The following is a 24,341-nucleotide window of genomic DNA, read 5'->3' on the forward strand; positions in this document are numbered from 1 at the left end:
GTTGATCCAGGGAGTGGTCAGAGGAAGTGCTTGGAGCGGGCGGCCTACGGGTCGCCTTTTTTTGCCCGCAATTTGGCAGCACATTTTTGACGATACACTTTTGAAAACACAAAAAAACCAGCGCTGTTTTTAACAACCAGCGCTGGTTTAAAGAGAATTTTTAAAGAGAGCTTTTAAAAAGAGCTATGTGCTGATTTTTAAACCGTCACAGCGTTTAGCGCTCTAGTTTCTCAAGCTTGCCGGGCTTGCCATCCCACTCTTCGGCGTCCGGCAGCGGGTCTTTTCTTTCGGCGATGTTGGGCCATACTTCGGCCATCTCAGCGTTAATCTCGATAAAGGCCTCCTGTCCATCCGGCAGCTCATCCTCGGAGAATATCGCCTCGGCGGGGCACTCGGGCTCACACAGCGCGCAGTCGATACACTCGTCAGGATGAATGACCAGGAAGTTCGGGCCCTCGTAAAAACAGTCGACCGGGCAGACTTCCACACAGTCGGTGTATTTGCACTGGATGCAGTTCTCGGTAACGACAAACGTCATCTTGCTATCCCTCTTGCAGGGCCGGGTAACTCCCAGCCATGGTCAATCGTGAATGGTTATAAATCAGCCGTTTTTTATAAGCTAAAAGTTTGAACGACATTCTAGAGGTGCGCATACCTGGCGGCAAGCGCCATATGATCCCAGTTGGTAGCAATGCCAGTACAGGTTTCCGCGAAGACGCTACTTTCGACATCTGACCGCCATGGATGGCGGAAATGCCGGAATAGTCGGGAACATTTTCCGGCCCTGTCGAAAGACCCTCGCTTCAACCTGCCCTGGCACCTGAATCTAACTTATCGCCTTTCATGCTATAAGCACCATTAGATCAGGTCTCGCCACTGATACAATAGTGATAGCGCTTCCCGCGGTGTTAAACCATCCATATCGACGTTTTCCAACGCCTCGACCACCGGATGCGGTGCAGCGGCGAACAGATCGTTTTGCTGCGGTGCGGTTCGCGGCGCCTGCGCTGTGTTATCCACATCGCGCTGCTCCAAACTTATCAGCTTCTCGCGGGCACGTTTAATCACATGGTTGGGCACGCCCGCTAATTGCGCCACCTGCAAACCATAGCTCTGGCTGGCCGGGCCCGCTTCGATGCGGTGCATAAACACAATGCTGTCGCCATGCTCGGTCGCCGTTAGGTGGATATTGGCCACCCCTTCCATATGCTCAGGCAGCGCCGTCATTTCAAAGTAGTGGGTCGCAAACAGCGTTAGCGCGCGTCCTTTTGCCAGATGTTCAGCGCTTGCCCAGGCGAGCGACAGACCGTCAAAGGTACTGGTGCCGCGGCCAATTTCATCCATCAGGATCAAGCTTTGCTGGGTGGCATTGTGGAGAATGTTGGCGGTTTCAGTCATCTCGACCATAAAGGTAGAGCGCCCGCCGGCCAAGTCATCCGATGAGCCAATGCGGGTGAATATTCGATCCAGCGGGCCGATCTCGGCGGCATCGGCGGGCACAAAACTGCCGCAGTGAGCGAGAAGGGCGATGAGCGCCGTCTGACGCATATAGGTCGATTTACCGCCCATGTTGGGGCCGGTAATAATCAGCATGTGCTGGTCAGGATTGAGCGTCACGTCGTTGGGCACAAAGGGTGTCTCGCTCACCTGCTCGACCACCGGATGTCGTCCCGCGTCAATTTGAATCCCGGTGGTTTCGCTGAGTGTTGGACGCACCCAGTTCAGCGCCTCGGCGCGCTCGGCAAAGGCGCACAGTACGTCCAGTTCCGCCAAGGCTTGCGAGGTGCTCTGCAGCGCGTGAAGGCTTGCGTTGAGATCGCCAAGCAGGCGATCGTAGAGCCATTTTTCACGCGTCAACGCGCGAGATTTAGCGGAGAGTGCCTTATCTTCAAACTCTTTGAGCTCGGGGATAATGAACCGCTCGGCATTTTTAAGTGTCTGGCGGCGAATATAGTCGGCGGGCGCCTGCTGGGCTTGTGAACGCGGTAGTTCGATAAAGTAGCCGTGCACCCGGTTGTAGCCCACTTTGAGATTGGCTAGCCCCGTGCGCTCGCGCTCGCGAAGCTCGAGCTGAATAAGATAGTCGCCCGCGTTTTCGGCCATGCCACGGTGCTCATCCAGCTCTGAATCAAAGCCATCGGCAATCACCCCGCCATCGCGGATCACCACCGGCGGATTTTCTACCAGCGCCCGGCTGAGCATATCGGCCATTTCTGGGTAGGGGCGAATATGCGGGCGCAGGTTATCCAGCGCACTGCCGCTCTCAACCTCGCTAAGCTGTTGCTCCAGTTCCGGAAGCGTTACCAGTGCATCCCGCAGCCGTGCCAAATCGCGCGGGCGGGCGCTATACAGCGCCACCCGGGCCAGAATGCGCTCCACGTCGCCCACCGCGCTCAACGTCTCGCGCAGCGGCATATAGGCGGCATCCAGGCTTAGCAGCGCCACACCCGCATGACGGGCCTGGACAATCTCGCGTTGACGCAGTGGCCGATTAAGCCAGCGTTTGAGTAGCCGTGAACCCATGGCGGTGGTACAGGTATCCAGCACGCTGGCCAGGGTGTTGTCGCTGCTGCCGCCCAGGTTGATATCAATTTCCAGATTACGGCGGCTGGCAGCGTCGATCACCACCGCGTCGTCGCGGTTCTCAACGCTGATGGCGGTCACGTGGGGCAGGCGCGAGCGCTGAGTGTCCCGGGCATAATCGATCAATACCCCGGCAGCAATTAGCGCAGAGGTTAAGTGCGCACAGCCAAAGCCACGTAAATCCTGCACTTCGAACTGGTCGCAGAGGCTACGGGTAGCGCTTTCCAAATCAAACAGCCACTCGCCCTGGCGGCGCAGGCTGCGTTTCTGCGACCAGGCCTCGGGTAGCGTTAAGCTTTCGGGTACCAGCAGCTCGGCCGGGGAGAGACGCGTCAGCTCGGCGAGCATTTCGGCTTCGCTGTCTACTTCCAGTACGTTGAAGCGACCACTGGAGAGCTCCAGCCAGGCAAGGCCCCAGCTCTCTTTTCCGGGAGAAACGGACACCAGTACGTTGTCGCGGCGGGCATCGAGCAGCGCTTCATCGTGGAGTGTGCCAGGGGTAACGATACGCACCACTTGGCGCTCAACGGGCCCTTTGCTGGTCGCGGGGTCGCCAATTTGCTCACAAATAGCGACCGACTCGCCGCCAGCGACGAGGCGGGCCAGATAGCCCTCAGCGCTGTGATAGGGGACGCCTGCCATCGGGATCGGCTTGCCGCCTGACTGCCCACGCTGGGTAAGGGTAATATCCAGCAGTGCGGCGGCGCGCTTGGCGTCGTCGAAAAACAGTTCATAAAAATCCCCCATGCGGTAGAACAGCAGTACCTCGGGGTGCTCGCGCTTGATCTTTAAATATTGCGTGATCATGGGCGTGTTAGGGGGAATGGCCTGTGACATGGGCGTCCTGATTGAGCAATTTCTTTGAGAAAGCTAAACGCAGTATTCTACGCTGAATAGACGACTCACTTGAAGGAGCGACCATAGTGCCCAGCGAAACTAGCCTGAAAAATCTTGATTTAACCCTGTTAGCTCAGCGGCTGGGGCGGCTGTGTAAGCAGTTGAATGTGGAAGTGACCGCCGCTGAGTCATGTACGGGGGGCGGCATTGCCAGCGCCATTACCGAGGTGGCGGGTAGCTCTGCTTACTTTACGACGGGCTATGTGACCTATGCGAATGCTGCTAAAACGCGCTTATTGGGGGTGCCTGAGACCACGCTGGCCGAGCACGGTGCTGTCAGTAAGGAGGTCGTCAAAGCCATGGTGCTGGGTGCCTGTAATGAAAGTGGCGCGGGCTTAGCTGTTGCCGTTAGCGGTGTTGCAGGCCCAGAGGGGGGGAGCGCTGAAAAGCCGGTGGGTACGGTTTGGTTGGCCTGGGGAGATGCTGCTGCCCAGGAAGCTGAATGCTTTCACTTTCCAGGTGACCGTCAGTCGGTGCGAGAGCAGGCCGTGCGTCAGGCCTTGGTTGGGCTGGTGGCGCGCCTGAATGAGCGCGAGAAGGCGAGCAAGACGAACCAGCCGTAAGAAAAAGGCGCATATGCAAAAAGGCTGTTGATAAAATAGATGAGAGAAAGCGCGATCAAGGATTTGTTTACGGCGCAATCTTTGGCATACTACTGGCTAATTATACAGCTTGTTATGAGGAATCTCTGAATGGCTCAGGATGACAACCGCACTAAAGCGCTAAACGCTGCACTCACCCAAATCGACCGTCAGTTCGGCAAGGGCACCGTCATGCGTCTAGGCGACGCACCGCGTGTCGTCATGCCGTCGGTTTCCACTGGTTCATTGGGTCTGGATATCGCCCTCGGCATCGGCGGGCTGCCGTTTGGCCGCGTGGCTGAAATTTTTGGTCCAGAGTCCTCGGGTAAAACGACACTGACCCTTTCGGTGATTGCGCAAGCGCAAAAGCAAGGCAAAGTGTGTGCCTTCGTCGATGCCGAGCATGCGCTTGACCCCAGCTACGCAGAAAAGCTAGGCGTCAACCTGGATGATCTACTGATTTCCCAGCCGGACACCGGTGAGCAGGCGCTGGAAATTACCGACATGCTGGTACGCTCTGGCGGTGTTGACGTGATTGTTATCGACTCGGTCGCTGCGTTGACCCCGCGCGCTGAAATCGAAGGCGAAATGGGTGATTCCCACGTTGGCCTACAGGCGCGTTTGATGTCTCAGGCACTGCGTAAAATCACCGGTAATATCAAAAACGCCAATTGCTTGGTGATCTTCATCAACCAGATCCGCATGAAGATCGGCGTCATGTTCGGTAGCCCCGAAACCACCACTGGTGGTAACGCGCTGAAGTTCTATGCCAGCGTGCGTCTGGATATTCGTCGTACCGGCTCGGTGAAAGTGGGTGATGAAGTCACCGGTAACGAAACCCGCGTGAAAGTAGTCAAAAACAAGGTAGCACCGCCATTCCGTCAGGCTGAATTCCAGATTCTTTACGGCAAGGGTATCTACCACGCCGGTGAGGTCATCGACCTGGGCGTGCAGTGCAACCTAGTCGACAAAGCCGGTGCCTGGTACAGCTATAAAGGTAAGAAAATCGGTCAAGGTAAAGCCAATTCAGCGCTGTATCTGGAAGAGCACCCGGAAATTATGCTCGAAATCGAAACGCAGATTCGTGAGCAGCTCTTGGCCAAGCCCGATCCTAAAAAGGAGAAGGAAGATGCGCCTGCCGAAGCAGCGGCAGAATTGGATGCGGGTGATGACGATCTGCTTTAAGACGACTCTCGCTAAGATAAGCTGATGGCATTCACCTCCCAGCGTGATGCTACGCCCCGTGATATCGCCATTGGCTTACTGGCTCGGCGCGAATACTCCCGCGCCGAGCTTGCTCAGCGTCTGAAGAAAAAGTCTTTCGACGATGCCGCTATTGATGAGTGCCTGGACGCCTTGGTTGAACAAGGGCTGCAGTCTGACGCGCGCTTTGCGGCCAGTTTCGTGCGCTCGCGCATACTGCGTGGCCAAGGCGTGATTCGTATTAAAGGCGAGTTGCGCCAGCGCGGCATAGACCAGGAAACCCTTGCCACCGCTTTTGAAGAAGTGGAGGGGGGCGAGCAGGTCGACTGGTTTGAGCTAGCCCGGGAAACCCTGGCGCGGCGTTTTGATAGCCCCGGTGAGACCCCCAAAGAGCGCGCTAGGCGTGAACGTTTTCTCGCCAGTCGCGGCTTCGATTTTGAACAAATTCGCTATGCGCTCTCCTGTCTGTAATACGTTTTCCCCAGCCTATACAATACCCCCTCTTACATTTCTAGTAGCGCTCTAATACGCTTGTTCATCCAGTTGTTTACGTGGCTGTTTGCCTTTCTGCCACTAAGTGCGGCTTTAGTCGTTTGACAACTGCGCTATAATGGCTGCTTTGCGACCCCTGAGGGTAGCGGCAACAGCGCCCTGGGACATCACGCTTTCTTGTTACGGATACCCTATGAAAAGCGCAGAGATTAGACAGGCCTTTCTCACCTTCTTCGAAGAGCAGGGGCATACGATTGTACCCACCAGCTCATTAGTGCCGGGCAACGACCCGACGCTGCTGTTTACCAATGCCGGCATGGTGCCGTTTAAAGATGTGTTTCTAGGCCGCGATCCGCGCCCTTACGTGCGCGCCACCTCTGCGCAGCGCTGCGTTCGCGCGGGCGGTAAGCATAATGATTTAGACAACGTCGGCTATACCGCACGCCACCACACCTTCTTTGAGATGCTGGGTAACTTCAGCTTTGGCGACTACTTCAAGCGCGACGCCATTCGCTTTGCCTGGGTGTTTTTAACCGAAACGCTGGGACTCCCCAAAGACAAGCTGTGGGTAACGGTACACATCAGCGATGACGAAGCTGAGCGCATCTGGAAAGATGAGATTGGCATCGACCCTGAGCGCTTCTCCAAACTGGATGAAGATAACTTCTGGCAGATGGGCGACACCGGCCCCTGCGGCCCCAGTTCGGAAATCTTCTTTGATCACGGCCCTGAGGTTTGGGGTGGCCCGCCGGGCAGCCCGGAAGAGGATGGCGATCGCTATATCGAAATCTGGAACCTGGTGTTCATGCAGTTTGATCGCGATGCCCAGGGCACGCTCAACCCGCTGCCCAAGCCCTCCATCGATACCGGTATGGGGTTGGAGCGTGTCGCCGCTGTCATGCAGGGCGTCCACTCCAACTATGAGATCGACCTGTTCCAGAACCTGCTGCAAGCCGCTGCGAAAGCGACCGGGCACCCTGATACCGCTACGCCTTCGTTGCGCGTAATTGCCGACCATATCCGTTCCTGTGCCTTCCTGATTGCTGATGGCGTGCTGCCTTCCAACGAAGGGCGCGGCTATGTCCTGCGTCGGATCATTCGCCGTGCAATTCGTCACGGCCACAAGCTGGGCGCGGTTGAGCCGTTCTTCCACAAGCTGGTGGAGGCGCTGGATGCGGAGATGGGCGATGCCTATCCGGAACTGCGTGAAGCGAGCGATCAAATTGCCCGTGTACTGCTGAAAGAAGAAGAGCAGTTCGCACGCACCCTGGATCACGGTATGGGGCTCTTGAATGCGGCACTGGCCGAGTTGGATGGCAAGGTGCTGCCGGGTGAGACGGTGTTTAAGCTTTATGACACCTACGGCTTTCCCTTCGACCTTACCGCCGACGTCTGTCGTGAGCGTGGCGTTAGCCTGGACGAAGATGGCTTTCAGCAGGCGTTAGAGGCCCAGCGTGAACGCGCACGGGCGGCCAGCCAATTTGGCGCCGACTACAGTGCCTCCATCGAGTTGGAGGGCGAAACTGCCTTCACCGGCTACGACCGTTTGGAAGATCAGGCCAAGGTAACCGCGCTGGTCGACAGCGAGGGCAATCCACTGGCAGCGCTGGAAGCGGGGCAGAAGGGGGTCGTGGTACTAGACCGCACGCCGTTTTACGGCGAGTCAGGCGGCCAGGTGGGCGATACCGGCTACCTGTATGTCGACGGTGGCCGTTTCCAGGTCACTGATACCCAAAAGCAGAGCGGTCATCATCTTCACCAGGGCATGATGGTAGAAGGCTCGCTAAGCGTTGGCGCAAGCGTGCGTGGTGAAGTGGATGCCAGCCTGCGCACAGCCACCATTCGCAATCACTCAGCCACCCACCTGCTGCATAAAGCGCTGCGCATGGTGCTGGGTGATCACGTACAGCAGAAAGGCTCGCTGGTGAACGCCGAGCGCCTGCGCTTCGACTTTAGCCACTTCGAGCCGATGACCGCCGAGCAACTGGCGGAAGTCGAACGGCTGGTCAACGAACAGATTCTGGCTAATGCGCCGACCAAGATCGAGCAGATGAGCCTGGATCAAGCCAAGGCCAAGGGCGCAGCAGCGCTGTTTGAGGCCAAATACGCCGAGAACGTGCGCGTGCTGACCATTGGGGCCGATGACTTCTCGATCGAGTTATGCGGTGGTACCCACGTGGCACGCAGCGGTGATATTGGCTGCTGCCATGTGATGAGCGAAGTGGGCATTGCTTCTGGCGTGCGCCGCATCGAAGCGATCACCGGCGAAAATGCGCTGGCCCACTTTCGCGAGCAGGAAGCCCGCCTCGAGCGCTTGGGTGAGCGCTTGAAGACCAAGCCTGAACAGGTCGAAGCGCGGGTAGAATCACTGGTTGAGCGCAACCGTAGCCTGGAAAAAGAGCTTGAGCAGCTCAAGGCCAAACTAGCCAGTGCAGCGGGTAGCGATATGCTCAGCCAGGTGCAGGAGGTCAATGGCGTGAAGCTGCTGGCGACGCAGCTGGATGGCGTATCAGGCAAAGATTTACGCGGCATCCTTGACCAGCTTAAGAACAAGCTAAGCTCTGGAGTGATTATCCTCGGCGTTGCCGACCAGGCGGCGGGCAAAGTGAGTTTGATCGCTGGGGTCACCCAGGATCTGACCGGCCGAGTGAAAGCCGGCGAGCTGGTGAACCATGTTGCCTCCCAGGTAGGAGGGAAGGGCGGTGGCCGCCCCGACATGGCCCAAGCGGGAGGTAGTCAACCCGACGCCCTGCCGGATGCGTTGAAGAGCGTACCAGCATGGTTGGAAAACGTTCTTAGCTAAACCTCTGGGCCGGTGGCATTATTGTCACCGGCCTTATTATTTATTTAAAACTTGTGACACTTTCACCCTCCATTCCCGAACGCATAGGAAAAACGGCATATGGCACTATACGTACAGAAGTTCGGCGGCACTTCGGTGGGCTCTGTCGAGCGTATCAAGGCCGTAGCGGAAAAGGTTAAGGGCTTCCGCGATCAAGGCCATCAGGTAGTGGTCGTGGTCTCCGCCATGAGTGGCGAAACCAACCGCCTGACGGACATGGCACAGGCGCTTAACGACGATCCCGCACCGCGCGAGATGGATATGCTGCTGTCGACCGGCGAGCAGGTAACTATTTCACTGCTCGCTATGGCGCTGCAGCAAATCGGTGTGCCAGCCACTTCGCACACAGGCGCCCAGGTAGGTATTCATACCGATAGTGCCTATACCAAGGCGCGTATCCAGCGCATTGAAACCGAAGACCTCAAGGCCGATCTGGACGCTGGTCAGGTAGTGGTTGTGGCCGGGTTCCAAGGGGTCGATGAAGACGGCAATATCACTACCCTGGGCCGTGGTGGTTCTGACACCACAGGGGTGGCGCTAGCCGCCGCGCTAGGCGCCGATGAGTGCCAGATTTACACCGATGTTGACGGGGTATACACCACCGATCCCCGCGTCTGCTCCAAAGCCCAGCGCTTAACGAGCATTACCGTGGAAGAGATGCTGGAACTGGCCAGTCTCGGCTCTAAAGTGCTGCAGATCCGCGCGGTAGAGTTTGCCGGAAAGTACAACGTACCCCTGCGGGTGCTGTCGAGCTTTGAAGACGGCCCCGGTACCCTAATTGTTGCAGAAGCCGACCAAGACGAGGACGCTATGGAAGAACCACTGATCTCCGGTATCGCTTTCACCAAAAATGAAGCAAAATTAACCCTGCTGAATACACCGGACGTGCCGGGTGTGGCGTCACGCATTCTAGGCCCCATTGCCGATGCCAATATCGAAGTGGACATGATCGTGCAGAACGTGGCGCCGGCCGGAGACTATACCGACTTTACCTTTACGGTTGCTAAGGGCGATTACAAAGCCACTAAGAAGCTGCTTGAAGAGACGGTGATTCCTGATTTGGGCGGCGGTGAGCTGCGTGGCGACGACAATATTGCTAAGGTCTCTTTAGTGGGTGTCGGTATGCGTTCTCACGCCGGTGTGGCGTCGAAAATGTTCCGTGTGCTAGCCGACGAAAACGTCAATATCCGTATGGTCTCCACCTCTGAGATTAAAATCTCGGTCGTGATTGATGAGAAGCATATGGAGCTTGCTGTTAATGCATTACACAAAGCTTTTGGTTTAGATAAGGCAGATATCGAATCTGAATAACATTAATACCTTAAACCTTCTACGCTGAAGGGGTACTTACTGCCGTGTGGTGGTGAGCTTTCTTTCAACGGGAGGTATAAGGTGTCATGGAGCCGGAGTCATTGGTGACAGGGAACACTATGTCGCATAATGGCATGGTGTTGCCTCCGGCTGACATATCCCGTTGCATAAAACGTCTGAAAAGGAGATCAGCCATGCTCATCCTAACTCGCCGTGTTGGCGAAACGCTGATGATCGGTGATGAAATCACCGTCACCGTGCTAGGTGTGAAAGGCAATCAAGTACGTATCGGCGTAAATGCGCCTAAAGATGTGGCAGTTCACCGTGAAGAGATTTACCAGCGTATTCAGCGTGAACGAAACAGTGAAAATGAAGTGGAATAAGCCTTGCGAGCTCGCATGATGAAACGATGCTTAAAGCGTAAGCTTATATGTAAGATATGGCCGGTGCGAAAAAAATCCGTAGAAGACTAGACACAAGAAGACTAAATCGGTAATATTCGCGCCGTGCCGTTGAGGAGAGGTGGCCGAGTGGCTGAAGGCGCTCCCCTGCTAAGGGAGTATAGGGTTTATAGCCCTATCGAGGGTTCGAATCCCTCTCTCTCCGCCAATCGCATGGCCAGTAAGTGCTTTTACTTTGTTAAAAAGTGCATGGTCACAAGGTATGCGCCCGTAGCTCAGCTGGATAGAGTACCTGACTACGAATCAGGGGGTCGGAGGTTCGAATCCTCCCGGGCGCGCCACCTTTTTATGCTGACTGCATTTATGGTTAATCGTATTTGAGATTAGCTGTATTTAAAGTTAGTTGTACCAGAGGCTAATTGCATTAATCAGTATTTGTAATAGTCTTGGTCGCAGTAAAAGTAAACGTTAGTAAAACGTTACGCGCCCGTAGCTCAGCTGGATAGAGTACCTGACTACGAATCAGGGGGTCGGAGGTTCGAATCCTCCCGGGCGCGCCAGATTCCAAAACCCGCTCTCTTATTGAGAGCGGGTTTTCTGTTTCCAGTCTGACCGCCAGTTTCTAGCCTGACCGGAAGTCGCTCGCGCCCCGGTCTTGCGATCGTTTGTAGCGCCCCCGCTTTGCGGTAGGGCGCTTTTTTTTGCCTGTTAAAGGGGTGGTGCGAAAGAAGGGCTAAGCCATTGCAGCTTGCTGTTCGTCGACAACAAGGCTGTCGAGCAGTTGGTCTAACTCGGTGATGCGCTTTACGCGCTGAAAATTCTGTTCAGCTTCACTGCTTCCTTGGCGCATTTGGGCAAGCCACTGCTTTACCAGAGAGACCACGACGCGGTCGGGTAGCTTTTGACGCTGTAGAGCGGCGTATTCTTTGAGCACGTTGGCGCGCATCGCCCAGCTACTCTCAGGTAGCCGCTCGCCGGTTTGCAGCCAGTGGCGAATGCGTGGCGCCAGCCAAGGATCGGCCAGGGCGCTCCGTCCCAGCATCACGTCGCGACACCCTGACAGGGTGCGGGCTTTCCAGTAATCTTCCAGTGTCCAGATATCGCCGTTGGCGACCACGGGGATGCTCACTTGGCGGCGAATTTTGCCGATCCACTCCCAGTGTGCCGGTGGGCGGTAGCCCTCGTCTCGGGTGCGTGCATGAACGACCAGCTGTGCTGCTCCGCCCGCTTCGGTGGCTTGGGCGCAGGCCACCGCTAAACGGCGATTAGCGAAGCCCAGGCGAATCTTGGCGGTTACCGGGATTTCCCCCTCTAAAGCGTCGTGAACGGCTTTAACCGCCTTATAGACGCGATCAGGCTGGCGTAACAGCGAGGCGCCGCCATCGTGCCGGTTAACCAGTTTGGCAGGGCAGCCGAAATTAAGATCGACGCTCACCGCGCCCAGGCTAAGCGCCTGGCGCGCGTTAGCCGCCAGGGCGACTGGGTCAGAGCCCAGTAACTGTAAATGCACGGGAATGCCGCTTGGTGTGGCCACAGGCGGTTGCGCAAGCTCGGGGCAGTGTTTATAAAACACTCTTGGCGGCAGGCGCGCATCGACCACACGTACAAACTCGGTGACCGTCCAGTCGAACCCGGCATGCCGGGTCAGCAGATCACGAGTCAGGGCGTCGATTACCCCTTCCATCGGGGCTAGGCCGATTCTGCCGTTTTGTAGTAAATTAACAACCATGACTTCCACTATCGCGCCATTGCATTCTATTCTGAGTGTGGCAGGTTAGTGCATTCCCCTTACTGCGCCAAGCGCCTTTCACCGTATTGGCGTCATGATGTGCGTAAAAATGGTACTTGAGCTGTGCTTCAAGACACCGGGCTTCAAGGAGATCGCTTTATGCAGGATCTAGAACTATTGCAAGAAGGGCTGGCGTTGATGGCGCTCGGTATGGGCGTAGTGTTTGTTTTTCTTACTGTTTTGGTCATTAGCGTTACGCTGATGTCGAAGCTTGTTGGGCGTTTTCAGCCCGCCCCTGTGGCTGTTAATACGGGCAATAAATCGTCGCCATCTTCGGGTTCCTCTGCGCAAAATGACGAGGTCATGGCGGTGATCAGTGCTGCAGTGCATCGTTATCGCTCAAGCCGGCGTCGTTAACTTTCTCGATTTTTTTCATTTTGGCCCTTTTGTGGCTATTTTTTTGTTATTTTTACTACAAACTTACAACTCTCTACTGTGAGCCATGACAATGAACGAAATAAAACGCCCTCTAGGCATTACTGATGTCGTGCTGCGCGATGCCCATCAATCGCTATTCGCTACACGTATGCGGCTGGACGATATGCTGCCGATCGCCGAAAAACTGGATCGCGTTGGCTATTGGTCGCTGGAAACCTGGGGTGGGGCCACTTATGACGCCTGTATCCGCTATTTGGGCGAAGATCCGTGGGAGCGCATTCGTGCATTAAAAGAGGCTATGCCCAATACACCTCAGGCCATGTTGCTACGTGGTCAGAACCTGCTGGGCTACCGCCACTACGCCGATGACGTTGTCGATAAGTTTGTCGAGCGGGCGAAAACCAACGGCGTTGATGTCTTCCGTGTTTTCGATGCCATGAATGACCCGCGCAATTTAGAGCGCGCCATTCAGGCGGTGCGTAACGTCGAAGGTCACGCCCAGGGCACCATCTCTTACACCGTGAGCCCGGTACATACCCTGGATAGCTGGGTTGATCTCGCCAAAACCATTGCCGGCTTAGGCGCAGATTCATTGGCTATCAAGGATATGGCGGGGCTATTGACGCCCTACACAGCGTTTGATTTGGTCTCCCGGCTGAAGAAAGAGCTATCGATTCCGGTGCATTTACATTGCCATGCCACCACCGGCCTCTCTACGTCGACTATTTTGAAAGCGGTAGAAGCGGGCATCGATAACGTCGACACCTCGATCTCGTCCATGTCGATGACCTACGGTCACAGCCCCACCGAGTCAGTGGTGGCAATGCTGAAAGACACCGGCCGCGATACCGGTCTGGATCTTGAGCTGCTGGAAGATATTGCCGGTTACTTCCGCGAAGTACGTAAGAAGTACGCCGCCTTTGAAGGTTCGCTGCGTGGTATTGATTCGCGCATCCTGATTGCTCAGGTGCCCGGCGGCATGCTGACCAACATGGAAGGCCAGCTGAAAGAGCAGGGCGCGGGCGATAAGCTGGACGACGTGCTCAGCGAGATTCCCCGCGTGCGCGAAGATCTTGGCTTTATTCCGCTGGTGACGCCCACCTCGCAAATCGTCGGCACCCAGGCGGTCATGAACGTGATGATGGGCGAGCGCTACAAGTCGATCTCCAAGGAAGTTCAGGCGCTGCTCAAAGGTGAATATGGTGCTGCCCCAGCACCCTTCAACGCCGAATTGCAAAAGCGCGTCTTGGAAGGCGGCGAGCCGATTACCTGTCGCCCGGCGGATAACCTCTCACCGGAAATGGATAGGCTGGCTGCCGAACTGAAAGAGAAGGCTAGCGCTGAAGGCATTCGCTTGGCCGAAGGCAAGCGCGAAGTAGATGATGTTCTGACCTACGCGCTGTTCCCGCAGATCGGCTTGAAGTTCCTTAAAAACCGCGACAATCCCGACGCCTTTGAACCTGCCCCCCAGGCAACTGACGCAAGTGCTGAAAAGACACCCGCCAAGGTGGAAAGCAAAGCGCCAGTGGCTAGCAGTGGCCCGGAAACCTATACCGTTAAGCTCAACGGTAAAGCCTTCGTGGTGGAAGTGTCTGAAGGTGGTGAACTGGGCGAAGTGCAGGAGCAAACGGCGGCCAGCACTGGCGCCCCCAAAGAGGAAGTGTCTGCACCCACTGGTGAGAGCATTGATGCGCCGCTGGCCGGCAATATCTTCAAGGTTAATGTTCGCCCTGGCGATAAAGTCGCTGAAGGGGATGTGGTGATCATTCTTGAAGCGATGAAAATGGAAACCGAAGTGCGTGTCAGTATCGCAGGCACTGTGTCTAAGGTTAACGTCAGCGAGGGCGACAGCGTAGCCGTAGGCGATGCGCTGATCGAGCTCTAAGGGCCCAGTAATGGATAAATTAGTAACGTTATGGGAAGGCTCTGGGCTATATAACCTTGAGCTTGGCCAAGCCGTCATGATCATGGTGGGGCTACTGCTGCTTTACCTGGCCATTTATAAGAAGTTTGAGCCGCTGCTGCTGGTGCCGATTGGCTTTGGCGGCATTCTGGCCAATATTCCCGAAGCAGGGTTGGCGATTTCAGCGCTAGACCAAGCGATCGAGGTGGCGAAACCCGCAGTGCTACAGCAGATAGCGGCAGCGCTGGGCGCGACGCTGGATCCGTTAGCGAATGCGGAAGCCTGGCGTGAATCGTTAAAAGTGATAGCCCACGATGGCGTCGCACCGGATCAGGTGCGTGCCGCACGTGATATCGCCGTGGGCGTCGGCTATAGCGATGGCATGCTTTACAACTTCTATAAAGTAGCAATTGGTTCAGGTATCGCCCCGCTGATTATCTTTATGGGTGTGGGCGCCATGACCGACTTCGGTCCGCTGCTGGCCAATCCGCGCACGCTGTTTTTAGGTGCGGCCGCTCAGTTTGGCATTTTTGCCACTTTGTTTGGTGCCGTGGCGCTCACCTCGATGGGCATCATGGATTTCTCGCTCAATCAGGCCGCCGCCATTGGTATTATTGGCGGGGCGGATGGCCCGACCTCCATCTACGTCTCCAGCGTGCTGGCGCCGGAGCTGCTGGGTGCTATCGCGGTGGCTGCCTACGCCTATATGGCGTTGGTGCCGCTGATACAGCCGCCCATCATGCGTCTGCTGACCACCGATAAAGAGCGTCAAATCAAGATGACCCAGTTGCGGCCGGTCTCCAAGCTGGAAAAAATCATCTTCCCGCTGATGCTGCTGATTCTGGTCGCGCTGTTTCTGCCCGATGCGGCACCGCTACTCGGTATGTTCTGCTTCGGTAATCTGATGCGTGAGTGTGGCGTAGTCGAGCGCTTGTCGGATACCGCGCAAAACGCCTTGATCAATATCGTCACGATTATCCTGGGACTGTCGGTAGGCTCCAAACTGATGGCCGAGAGTTTCCTGGCATTTGAGACGCTGGGGATATTAGGTCTGGGTATTGTCGCCTTTGGTATCGGCACGGCCGCTGGGGTATTGATGGCCAAGCTGATGAACCTGGTGAGCAAAATGCCCATCAACCCATTGATCGGTGCCGCGGGCGTTTCCGCCGTGCCTATGGCAGCGCGGGTGGCGAATAAGGTGGGGCTGGAGTCCAACCCACATAACTTCCTGCTGATGCATGCCATGGGCCCCAACGTGGCGGGTGTTATTGGGTCGGCAGTCGCGGCCGGGGTAATGATTAAATACCTGGGTTAACTAGTCCTCTGCCATCAACGACATAGGGGTGTCATTGCGAACGCAGTGAAGCAATCTGGGGTTGGTTCTCAGGGTAGGCTTGAGATTGCTTCGTCGCAGGCTCCTCGCAATGGCCGGTGAGTGTCATCGCGAGCGAAGCGCGGCGATCTCGGTTTGTTTGCCACCGCAGAACGAGATTGCCGCGTCGCAAGCTCCTCGCAATGACATATGGGGCCCTTTCATCTGCTGCGTTATGCCTTTGGTGCAGAGAGAACCTCAATAGCACTCTTCAAGCGGTTTTCTAGCGGGGCAAGGTCAAGCGGGCAGTCCCGTGGCCAGCCAATGGTCAGGCGAACGCCATCACCATCGTAGTCGGCTTGCTCAATAGGGATGTCGTGCTCTTCGCACCAGGCGCGGGCAATCGCTTCATTGGCAAAAGTAAGGCGCAGGGTGTAGGTGTCGCGCTCAACCACTTCCCGGGTAGCTAGTGTCTCAAGGGCATGGCTAACCGCCTGAGCGTAGGCGCGGGCTAAGCCACCGGTGCCGAGCTTTGTACCGCCAAAATAACGAATGACCACACAGCCAATCTGGCCCAGTTGGCTCCCCTGGAGAACCTGATACATGGGGCGGCCAGCGGTGCCGCCAGGCTCGCCATCATCGGAAAAGCCAATCAGATTTTGCTCGCCGGGTGGCCCGGCAATGTAGGCAGTGCAGTGGTGGCTGGCATTAGGATGCGCGGTTTTCGCCGCATTCAGCAGAGTAGTGAATGCGTTGATATCGGGAGCGTGGCAGATCCAGGTGATAAATTGGCTCTTTTCTACTTCAATGTCAGCCGTGTGCCATGACCCTGTGGGTAACTCGGGAACCCGATAGCGCATTAATGCTCCGTAAAGGTAGTCTCACTTTTCACACCCATTACCATGCCGAGTACCTGAATATCCCGGTTGTGCAAAAATAGCGCTGGCTGCAAAGTATCTTCTGGCCATAGCTCTACGCCAAAGCGACTGATAGAGAGCTGCCTCAAGGCGATCGTTTGCTGGTTTATTTCGGCAACGGCAGTTTCTGTCTGGGTATCGTGTTGATAGCGCCGGATAATAATGACATCGCCATCGAACAAGTTGCAATCACACAGTGCATTGCCACGCACTTTGAGTGCATAGGTATTGCGTCGGGTAATGCTAGGCGCCATTGCGTAAGGGCGCGGTGCCGGTTGTCTACGGCCAAACGTAACGGTAGGTGCTGCCATCGATAGGGTCATCAAAGAATCTCCATTGCATGTTCTTTCATACAGTGGTTTTCATTGTAGACCTGTTTTTGCATACAGTGCCAGAGATAATTGCTCTCACGACATATTGATGAAGGTCACGCTGCGACCCAGCGCCGCATTGTGTGAGTGGCGAGAAAGGGGCTTTACGTGTAGAGTTCGACGCGAAATCAATATGCCAGGAGAGACGCTTGAGCCTGTGTCTACAAGCCCGCCAGCTTGCCTGTGAACGCGATGACCGCTGGCTGTTTCAAGGGTTGGATCTGGAGGTTCGCAGCGGCGAGATAGTGCGAATTGAAGGGCCCAATGGTAGTGGTAAAACCAGCCTTCTGAAAATTCTCTCCGGCCAGCTCAGTGACTACCAGGGCGAACTGTTCTGGAATGGCGCTGCGATGAACGAAGCACGTGAACATTTTCTCGCGAATTTGCTCTATTTAGGACATGCACCGGGCATTAAGTCAGGGCTTTCCCCGTTAGAAAATTTAGCCTGGTATCAGGCGTTAAGCGGGGAAAGTGGTAATGAAGATCAGCGCCTGGAAGCTCTTGAGCGGGTTGGGTTGGCAGGCTTTGAAGATGTGCCCGCAGGGCAACTCTCAGCAGGGCAACAGCGCCGTGTGGCTCTGGCGCGCTTAACGTTAACGCCGCGCGCCCTATGGGTACTGGATGAGCCTTTTACCGCGATTGATCGCCACGGCGTCGCTGATCTAGAAAGACAGCTGGTTGCCCACGCTCAGGCGGGGGGCTGCGTGTTAGTAACGACACACCACGAGTTAACCGCTTCACCGTTGCTCAGACGGATATCCCTAGGGTAAAGGAGAAAGGGTTGCACAGCTCTTTACATGGCGCTTCAAATAGCTCTTCACACGGCTCTTCACAAAGTTCGGAGACCGCTCAACAGGTTTCAGCAGTGCCACTGCGTGAGCATAATGGTGGGTTAATGACCGCAGTGAAGGCCACGCTCGTGCGTGACTTAACGCTATTGCTGAGACGCCGTGGCGAAGTGCTCAACCCACTGGTGTTTTTTGCCCTGGTGATCACGCTGTTCCCGATCGCTATTTCGCCCGACCCTGAGCTGTTAGCGGTGATTGCTCCAGGTTTGCTGTGGGTCGCAGCTTTGTTAGCCGCGCTGCTTTCATTAGACAGCCTGTTTCGCAGCGATTATGACGACGGTAGTCTGGAGCAACTGCTATTGGCGCCGCAGCCGTTAGTCGCGCTAAGTTTGGCCAAAGTGGCCGTGCACTGGCTGCTGACAGGCCTACCGTTGGCGCTGATGGCGCCGATATTGGGTATTATGCTGGCGCTGCCAGCGGGCAGCTACGCCGTGCTGGCGCTGTCGCTTGCCCTGGGTACGGCAAGCTTGAGTTTGATTGGCGCCATCGGTGCGGCGTTAACCGTTGGCTTGGCACGGGGTGGAGTGCTGCTCTCGCTACTGGTGCTGCCGTTGTATATCCCGGTGCTCATTTTTGGCGCAGGCGCGGTGCAGGCGGCCATTTTTGGAGAGGGTGTCTCCGCACACCTGGCTATCCTGGGCGCGCTGCTCGCCGCCTCACTCATGTTGGCGCCGTGGGCGATTGCCGCATCGCTGCGTATCAGTATTAACGGTTAAGGACAGGACACGCTATGTGGGCCTTTATACATAAGCTGGGATCACCCAAGTGGTTCTACGGCATTAGTGCCAAATTACAGCCCTGGTTTTGGGCCGCGGCGGCGCTGTTGATCGTCACTGGCTCGCTGTGGGGGTTGGCGTTTGCGCCAGCGGATTACCAGCAGGGTAATAGCTTCCGAATTATTTACGTCCATGTGCCGGCGGCCTTTTTGGCTCAGTCTATCTTCATTGCCATGGCGGTTTCCGGCCTGGTGTTTATGGTCTGGAAAATTAAAGTCGCCGATATGGCGGCGGCGGTGATGGCGCCTCTTGGCGCAGCTATGACCTTTGTCGCGCTGTTTTCCGGTGCCGTATGGGGTGTGCCCACTTGGGGCACCTGGTGGATGTGGGATGCACGGCTAACGTCAATGCTGATCTTGCTGTTTTTGTACTTGGGCGTAATTGCTCTGCGTGGGGCTTTTACCAGCCGCGATAGCGCCTCACGGGCAGCCTCGGTGCTGGCCATGGTGGGGGTGATCAATATTCCCATCATCAAATACTCGGTGGACTGGTGGTACACCCTGCACCAGCCCGCTTCATTTACGCTGACCTCGCGCCCGGCCATGCCTACTGAAATGTGGCTGCCTCTGGTCATTATGGTGCTGGGTTTTTACTGCTTTTTCATTGCCTTAACGCTGATGCGCACACGCAGTGAAATTTTGCGCCGCGAAGCTAACAAACGCTGGGTACAGGAATTGGTGACCGGCCAAGTGGTGAAAGTACCGGCAGAGGAGGCTCGCTAATGGCGTTTGACTCATTTTCCGAATTTCTCGCCATGGGTGGTCACGCGCCTTATGTGTGGTCTGCCTGGGGCGTGACAGCGCTACTGCTGCTCGCCACCGTATGGCATGCGCGTGCTGAACAGCGCCAATTGATTAAAGGCTTGAAACGCCGTGCAAGACGCGCAAACAGCGCAAGGGGAAACGCCCAATGACGCCTAAACGTAAACAGAAACTCTTTATTATCCTGGGCCTTGTGTCGCTGGCCGCGATTGCCGTGGGGCTGACCCTGTACGCGCTGCGCGCTAACATCAATCTGTTTTTCAGCCCGGTACAGATCGCCCAGGGCGACGCGCCCATGGAGCGGCAGATTCGCGCCGGTGGCATGGTGAAAGAGGGTTCAGTATCCCGTGACCCCGAGAGCCTGGACGTCGAGTTTGTCGTCACCGATTACGTTGATGACCTGGAGGTCTACTACAGCGGCATCCTGCCCGACTTGTTCCGCGAAGGCCAAGGCGTGGTAGTGATCGGAGAGCTTCAGTCCGATGGTCGTTTGTACGCCGATAAAGTGCTTGCGCGCCACGATGAGAACTATATGCCCCCTGAAGTCGCCCAGGCACTTGAAGAGGCGGGCTATTCGCCAGCCGACTACCAGGCCAAAGCCGCGGAAGTGGGTAAACGCCTGGACGAAGAAGGCGTACCCCAAGCAAGCGAATACTAAGACCCACCGTTTAACCGCCTTGCCTTACCGCCAGTGCTGGTTCGGAGCGCACATGTTTATCAAAATGATTCCTGAAATTGGCCACTTTGCCCTCATTATCGCGTTGCTGATGGCGGCGGTGCAGGCCGTGATGCCGCTGGCCGGTGCCGCCACCCGTCGCCCGCTGTGGATGGCCTATGGTCAGCCCATGGCGGTGGGGCAGTTTGTGTTTATTGCCATTGCCTACGCCTGTTTGACCGCCAGCTATATGCTGGACGATTTTAGCGTGGCGAACGTGGCCAACAACTCCAACTCGCTGCTGCCCTGGTACTACAAGTTCAGCGCGGTGTGGGGCAACCATGAAGGGTCGGTGCTGCTGTGGAGCTTTATGCTCGCGGGCTGGGGGTGTGCGGCCAGCCTGTTTACCGGCAACCTGCCGCGGGATATGGTCGCGCGAGTAATGGGCGTGATGGGTATGGTTTGCGTCGGCTTCTTACTGTTTATTCTGATGACATCGAACCCCTTCGAGCGGCTACTGCCCGGTATGCCCCAGGATGGCGCCGACCTTAACCCGCTGTTGCAAGACTTCGGGCTAGTAGTGCATCCGCCGATGCTCTACATGGGCTATGTGGGCTTTTCCGTGGTCTTTGCATTTGCCATTGCAGCGCTGATGGGCGGGCGTTTAGACGCGGCCTGGACCCGCTGGGCAAGGCCCTGGACGAATCTGGCCTGGGCATTCCTGACCGTGGGTATCGCGTTAGGCAGTTGGTGGGCCTATTACGAGCTTGGCTGGGGTGGCTGGTGGTTCTGGGATCCGGTCGAAAACGCTTCACTGCTGCCCTGGCTGACGGGAACCGCACTGGTTCACTCACTCGCGGTCACCGAGAAGCGCGGCTCGTTTAAAAGCTGGACCGTGCTGTTGGCGATCTCGACCTTCTCGCTGTCGCTAATGGGCACTTTCCTGGTGCGCTCTGGGGTGCTGACCTCGGTGCATGCGTTTGCCAACGACCCGGCCCGCGGTTTCTTTATCCTGATGCTGCTGGCCATTACGGTAACGCTGTCGCTGCTGGTGTTTGCCCTGCGCGCTCCGCGGGTAAGTCATAAGGTGGGGTTTAACTGGCTCTCCCGGGATGCGCTGCTGCTGGTTAATAATATCTTTCTGGTGATTATGACCGTCACCGTGCTACTGGGTACCGTCTATCCGCTGATTCTGGATTCTCTGGGGCTGGGGAAAATCAGCGTGGGCCCGCCTTACTTTAATACCCTGTTTGTGCCGCTTACCGTGTTGATGTGTATCTTTATGGGGCTTGGCTCGGTAACGCGCTGGAAGAGCATGGCGGCACGGGATCTGATTCGTAAACTGTGGTTAGCAGGTGTGGCCGCATTGGTGATCGGCATATTAATGCCGCTGCTGTACCGTGGCGAGTGGAACCTGTTTGTCTCCCTGGGCATTGTCTCTGCACTCTGGATTGTGCTGCCGATGGTGCGCGATGTATTCGATAAAACCCGCCACGCCAGTTCGTTTTTGGCCGGTGTTCGTAAGCTCTCCCTGGCTTATTGGGGCATGGTGCTGGGGCACGTAGGTGTTGCGGTCACTATCGTCGGCGTGACGGTAGTGTCCAACTACAACATTGAGCGCAACGTGCGCATGTCGCCGGGCACCACGGTCGAAGTCGCGGGCTATCAGTTCACCATGACCGAGTTAACCGAGCGTCGTGGCGCTAACTTCCTGGCGGATACCTCGATTCTACAAGTGCAGCGCGGCGACTCAGGCAGCAGCTTTACCATGCGGCCCGAAAAGCGTCTCTACCTGGCCACCGGTATGCCGATGACGCAAGTGGCCCTGCGCCCAGGGCTGTTCCGCGACCTCTATGTCGCCATGGGTGAGAACCTGGGCGATGGCAGTTGGGCAATGCGGGTGCAGTATAAGCCGTTCGTCCGTTGGCTCTGGCTGGGCGCACTGCTAATGGCGTTTGGCGGTGTATTGGCGGTGCTCGACAAGCGCTACCGCCGTACCGCATCCACCCGTGAAGCGCCCAAAGTGGCTAGCCAGGATGATAGTACTCAGAACAGTACTCAAAATGGCGCACGGGAGGCCACGGCATGAAGCGACGGCTACTGCTATTACTGTTGCCGGTGTGTTTTTTAGCCCTGGCGCTGTTCTTTTACCAAGGCCTCTCGCTGGACCCCTCCCAGCGGGATTCAGCGCTGATGGCGCGGGATTTCCCGACCTTTGAAGCAAGCACGCTGCGTGATGAGAATCGCCGCGTTGACCAAACGCTGTTAGAGGGTGAAGTGACGCTGGTGAATGTGTGGGGCGAGTGGTGTCCGGCCTGTAAGCAGGAGATGCCGCAACTGCTGGAACTGGCTGATAACGACATTCGCATGGTCGGGGTCAACTACCGCGATACCCGCGAGAAAGGCATGCAGTTTCTCAGCGAATTTGGCGATCCGTTTGAAGTTAATATTTTTGATCCGGAAGGCGAGCTAGGGTTTGATCTTGGCGTCTACGGCGCCCCGGAGACATTCCTGGTCGATGCCGACGGGGTCATTCGCTATCACCATAAAGGCTACGTATCACCGCAAGACGTGCGCGAGCGAATTCTTCCGGAGGTGGAAAAATGGCGCTAATGCGAACCATGGCAGCGCTACTACTGCTGGTCATAGCGTTTGGTGCAGCGGCAGGTGGTATCGAACTGCGCGAATTTGACGACCCGGTCATGGAGAAGCGCTATCACGATTTAACCGCCTCCATGCGCTGCCCACTGTGTGAAAACCAAGCCATAAACGATTCCGATGCACCCATTTCGGCAGATATGCGTGAGCGGGTTTATCAACTGTTGCAAGACGGGCAGTCGGATATCGAAATTATCAACCATATGGTGCAGCGGTTTGGTGAATATATTCTCTACAACCCGCGTTTAGAGAGCCGTACCTACCTGCTTTGGGGCTTGCCCATCGCCCTGGTGTTGCTAGGTGCAATGGTGGTTGTGCTGATGATTCGCGCCCGCCGTAACGCCTCTGCTAAAGCGTTGAGCGCCGAAGAACGCCAGCGCATAGACGCGCTGACTAACCGTAAGGGGTCTTCATGACGCTGCTCTGGATAGCCATTGCCATTCTACTGCTCCCCGCGCTGTGGCTGCTGGTTTCGCCGCTAAGAAACGCGCGTGCCCTGCATGACCAGCAGCGCGATTTTGAAGCCAACGACACTTCCGCCGAGCAGAACGTGGCGATTTTCAAGCGCCGCTTGGCGTCACTGGAAGCGGCTCTTGAACGCGGCGACATAGATGCCGCACGCTTTGAGGAAGACCGGCTGGAACTCGAGCGCAGCCTGCTGGAAGACACTGCTTTTCGCGAGCGTCGGCCGCTAAAGGCTGCCAGCGCCGGCCGTATTGTCGTGCCTGTGGTGATGCTCGCTGTGGTCGCTGTTAGCGTTATTTGGTATCAGCAAAAGGGCGCTGAGGGCGACCTGGTGCTACTGGCCGTGCAGCAAGAAGTGCAGAACGACCCTGATGGATCGCTTGCCATGTATATCGAGCGCATGGAGGAGCAGGCCGAACGCCAGCCGGATAATCCCAATGTGTGGAGCGAGCTGTTTCCGCTCTACCGTGAAACCGGACAAATGCCTAAGGCTGTGGACGCCCTGGAGCGCCTGATCGAGATTGAAGGGCGCATTCCACCGCTGCTTGCGCAGTTGGCGCAAATTCGTTTCTTTATGGCTGAGCGCGAGCTTACCGACGAAGTACAAGCGTTGGTCGACGAGACGTTGGAGCAGGATCCCCGCCAGCCCACCGTGCTGGGCTTGCTGGGCATTAATGCCTTCGACAACGGCGATTACGAGCAGGCTATTGACCACTGGCGCCGGGCGATTGCCAATATCGAGGATCCCAACACTGTGTCCTCGCTACGCGACGGCATTCGCGTGGCTCAGGAGCGATTGGGTATTGAACCCGAAGAAGCCGTCACCGAGGGCACCGGCATTCGTGTGCGTGTCTCGCTGGATGAAGAGCTCGTCGGGCGTGTGGATGGCGATGCCAGCGTCTTTATTACCGCCCGCGATATTGAGGGCGAGTTACCGCCCCTGGCCGTGGTGCGGGCACAGGTATCCGAGCTGCCTATGACCGTGACGCTAGATAACAGTGTCGCGATGTCTCCCCAGGCGCAAATATCCCAGGTACAGGAAGCCCGTTTAGTGGTGCGTGTTTCTCCTTCTGGCCAAGCAGCGCCCCAGCCCGGGGATCTGTTTGGTGACCTTGAGAGCGTCAGCATCGGGCCAATTGAAGACGACGAAGCGGCCGAAGTGGTGATTAACCGTGTCTTTGAATAATCGCAACAGGAA

23 protein-coding genes and 3 tRNA genes are annotated in these 24,341 nt (G+C 56.5%); 21 read left to right on the forward strand and 5 right to left on the reverse strand.

Annotated elements, in window-relative coordinates; translation table 11 throughout:
* Positions 1-214: 214 nt before the first annotated feature.
* On the reverse strand, positions 215-538 hold the full coding sequence (gene fdxA / locus E0L35_RS17165) for a ferredoxin FdxA (protein WP_007111508.1): 324 nt from the start codon (positions 536-538) through the stop codon (positions 215-217).
* A gap of 320 nt (positions 539-858) precedes the next feature.
* A complete protein-coding gene (gene mutS, locus E0L35_RS17170) occupies positions 859-3,420 on the reverse strand; it encodes a DNA mismatch repair protein MutS (protein WP_027957360.1) in 2,562 nt (853 codons plus the stop codon).
* A gap of 83 nt (positions 3,421-3,503) precedes the next feature.
* Here mutS and E0L35_RS17175 point away from each other — a divergent pair, with 83 nt between their 5' ends.
* From E0L35_RS17175 to E0L35_RS17215, 9 genes are all read left to right on the forward strand, one after another.
* Positions 3,504-4,043: a CinA family protein gene (locus E0L35_RS17175; RefSeq protein ID WP_035538996.1), complete on the forward strand. Its 540-nt coding sequence runs from the start codon at positions 3,504-3,506 to the stop codon at positions 4,041-4,043.
* A 129-nt stretch (positions 4,044-4,172) separates the two neighbouring features.
* Positions 4,173-5,246 carry a recombinase RecA gene (gene recA / locus E0L35_RS17180; RefSeq protein ID WP_027957359.1) on the forward strand — a complete coding sequence of 358 codons (1,074 nt, stop codon included), beginning with the start codon at positions 4,173-4,175 and terminating at the stop codon, positions 5,244-5,246.
* Between the two features lie 24 nt (positions 5,247-5,270).
* The gene (locus E0L35_RS17185) at positions 5,271-5,735 is read left to right on the forward strand and encodes a regulatory protein RecX (protein WP_022519966.1); all 465 of its coding nucleotides are present in this window, start codon (positions 5,271-5,273) and stop codon (positions 5,733-5,735) included.
* Positions 5,736-5,949: 214 nt separating this feature from the next.
* Positions 5,950-8,559 (forward strand): alanine--tRNA ligase, encoded by a 2,610-nt coding sequence (alaS, locus tag E0L35_RS17190; RefSeq protein WP_138800946.1) that lies wholly within the window; start codon positions 5,950-5,952, stop codon positions 8,557-8,559.
* A gap of 99 nt (positions 8,560-8,658) precedes the next feature.
* Positions 8,659-9,909: an aspartate kinase gene (locus tag E0L35_RS17195; RefSeq protein WP_009286781.1), complete on the forward strand. Its 1,251-nt coding sequence runs from the start codon at positions 8,659-8,661 to the stop codon at positions 9,907-9,909.
* 194 nt (positions 9,910-10,103) lie between these two features.
* The gene (gene csrA, locus E0L35_RS17200; RefSeq protein WP_007111501.1) at positions 10,104-10,292 is read left to right on the forward strand and encodes a carbon storage regulator CsrA; all 189 of its coding nucleotides are present in this window, start codon (positions 10,104-10,106) and stop codon (positions 10,290-10,292) included.
* A 133-nt stretch (positions 10,293-10,425) separates the two neighbouring features.
* A tRNA-Ser gene (locus tag E0L35_RS17205) sits at positions 10,426-10,518 on the forward strand.
* 56 nt (positions 10,519-10,574) lie between these two features.
* Positions 10,575-10,651 (forward strand) — tRNA-Arg (locus E0L35_RS17210).
* 142 nt (positions 10,652-10,793) lie between these two features.
* Positions 10,794-10,870: transfer RNA gene (locus tag E0L35_RS17215), tRNA-Arg, on the forward strand.
* A gap of 173 nt (positions 10,871-11,043) precedes the next feature.
* On the opposite strand, the gene E0L35_RS17220 is transcribed toward E0L35_RS17215, so the two are convergent.
* Complete coding sequence (locus E0L35_RS17220) at positions 11,044-12,039, reverse strand: tRNA-dihydrouridine synthase family protein (RefSeq protein ID WP_223828023.1); 996 nt, start codon at positions 12,037-12,039, stop codon at positions 11,044-11,046.
* A 159-nt stretch (positions 12,040-12,198) separates the two neighbouring features.
* Between E0L35_RS17220 and E0L35_RS17225 the strand changes: the two genes are divergently transcribed.
* From E0L35_RS17225 to E0L35_RS17235, 3 genes are all read left to right on the forward strand, one after another.
* Entirely contained in the window at positions 12,199-12,456 is a 258-nt protein-coding gene (locus E0L35_RS17225; protein WP_022519963.1) for an OadG family transporter subunit, read from the forward strand.
* A 91-nt stretch (positions 12,457-12,547) separates the two neighbouring features.
* A complete protein-coding gene (gene oadA / locus E0L35_RS17230) occupies positions 12,548-14,362 on the forward strand; it encodes a sodium-extruding oxaloacetate decarboxylase subunit alpha (RefSeq protein WP_138800947.1) in 1,815 nt (604 codons plus the stop codon).
* A 10-nt stretch (positions 14,363-14,372) separates the two neighbouring features.
* Positions 14,373-15,695, forward strand: coding sequence for a sodium ion-translocating decarboxylase subunit beta (locus E0L35_RS17235; RefSeq protein ID WP_022519961.1), 1,323 nt, complete (start codon positions 14,373-14,375; stop codon positions 15,693-15,695).
* Positions 15,696-15,925: 230 nt separating this feature from the next.
* Here the strand turns inward: E0L35_RS17235 and E0L35_RS17240 are convergent, their stop codons facing one another.
* The gene (locus E0L35_RS17240) at positions 15,926-16,552 is read right to left on the reverse strand and encodes a YigZ family protein (protein WP_022519960.1); all 627 of its coding nucleotides are present in this window, start codon (positions 16,550-16,552) and stop codon (positions 15,926-15,928) included.
* The gene (locus E0L35_RS17245; RefSeq protein ID WP_027957354.1) at positions 16,552-16,932 is read right to left on the reverse strand and encodes a S24 family peptidase; all 381 of its coding nucleotides are present in this window, start codon (positions 16,930-16,932) and stop codon (positions 16,552-16,554) included. Before E0L35_RS17245 ends, E0L35_RS17240 begins: the two co-directional genes overlap by 1 nt.
* Before the next feature lie 197 nt (positions 16,933-17,129).
* Here E0L35_RS17245 and ccmA point away from each other — a divergent pair, with 197 nt between their 5' ends.
* The 9 genes from ccmA to ccmI all read left to right on the forward strand — a co-directional run bounded on the left by ccmA (position 17,130) and on the right by ccmI (position 24,329).
* Positions 17,130-17,750, forward strand: coding sequence for a cytochrome c biogenesis heme-transporting ATPase CcmA (gene ccmA / locus E0L35_RS17250; RefSeq protein WP_027957353.1), 621 nt, complete (start codon positions 17,130-17,132; stop codon positions 17,748-17,750).
* 125 nt (positions 17,751-17,875) lie between these two features.
* Complete coding sequence (gene ccmB, locus E0L35_RS17255) at positions 17,876-18,544, forward strand: heme exporter protein CcmB (RefSeq protein ID WP_223828158.1); 669 nt, start codon at positions 17,876-17,878, stop codon at positions 18,542-18,544.
* 14 nt (positions 18,545-18,558) lie between these two features.
* Positions 18,559-19,326, forward strand: a complete 768-nt coding sequence (locus E0L35_RS17260) for a heme ABC transporter permease (RefSeq protein ID WP_009286787.1) — start codon at positions 18,559-18,561, stop codon at positions 19,324-19,326.
* Complete coding sequence (gene ccmD, locus E0L35_RS17265; RefSeq protein ID WP_022519956.1) at positions 19,326-19,517, forward strand: heme exporter protein CcmD; 192 nt, start codon at positions 19,326-19,328, stop codon at positions 19,515-19,517. Before E0L35_RS17260 ends, ccmD begins: the two co-directional genes overlap by 1 nt.
* A complete protein-coding gene (ccmE, locus tag E0L35_RS17270; RefSeq protein WP_027957351.1) occupies positions 19,514-20,023 on the forward strand; it encodes a cytochrome c maturation protein CcmE in 510 nt (169 codons plus the stop codon). The genes ccmD and ccmE overlap by 4 nt, the downstream gene beginning before the upstream one ends.
* Positions 20,024-20,075: 52 nt before the next feature.
* Positions 20,076-22,109, forward strand: coding sequence for a heme lyase CcmF/NrfE family subunit (locus E0L35_RS17275; protein WP_022519954.1), 2,034 nt, complete (start codon positions 20,076-20,078; stop codon positions 22,107-22,109).
* Positions 22,106-22,633, forward strand: coding sequence for a DsbE family thiol:disulfide interchange protein (locus E0L35_RS17280; RefSeq protein ID WP_009286789.1), 528 nt, complete (start codon positions 22,106-22,108; stop codon positions 22,631-22,633). Before E0L35_RS17275 ends, E0L35_RS17280 begins: the two co-directional genes overlap by 4 nt.
* A complete protein-coding gene (locus E0L35_RS17285; RefSeq protein WP_039858734.1) occupies positions 22,624-23,094 on the forward strand; it encodes a cytochrome c-type biogenesis protein in 471 nt (156 codons plus the stop codon). Before E0L35_RS17280 ends, E0L35_RS17285 begins: the two co-directional genes overlap by 10 nt.
* Positions 23,091-24,329, forward strand: coding sequence for a c-type cytochrome biogenesis protein CcmI (gene ccmI, locus E0L35_RS17290; protein ID WP_039858736.1), 1,239 nt, complete (start codon positions 23,091-23,093; stop codon positions 24,327-24,329). The genes E0L35_RS17285 and ccmI overlap by 4 nt, the downstream gene beginning before the upstream one ends.
* The last annotated feature ends 12 nt before the right edge of the window (positions 24,330-24,341 follow it).

It is taken from the genome of Halomonas sp. ATBC28 (assembly GCF_005937175.1).
In the GTDB taxonomy this organism is placed as follows: Bacteria; Pseudomonadota; Gammaproteobacteria; order Pseudomonadales; family Halomonadaceae; genus Vreelandella; species Vreelandella titanicae.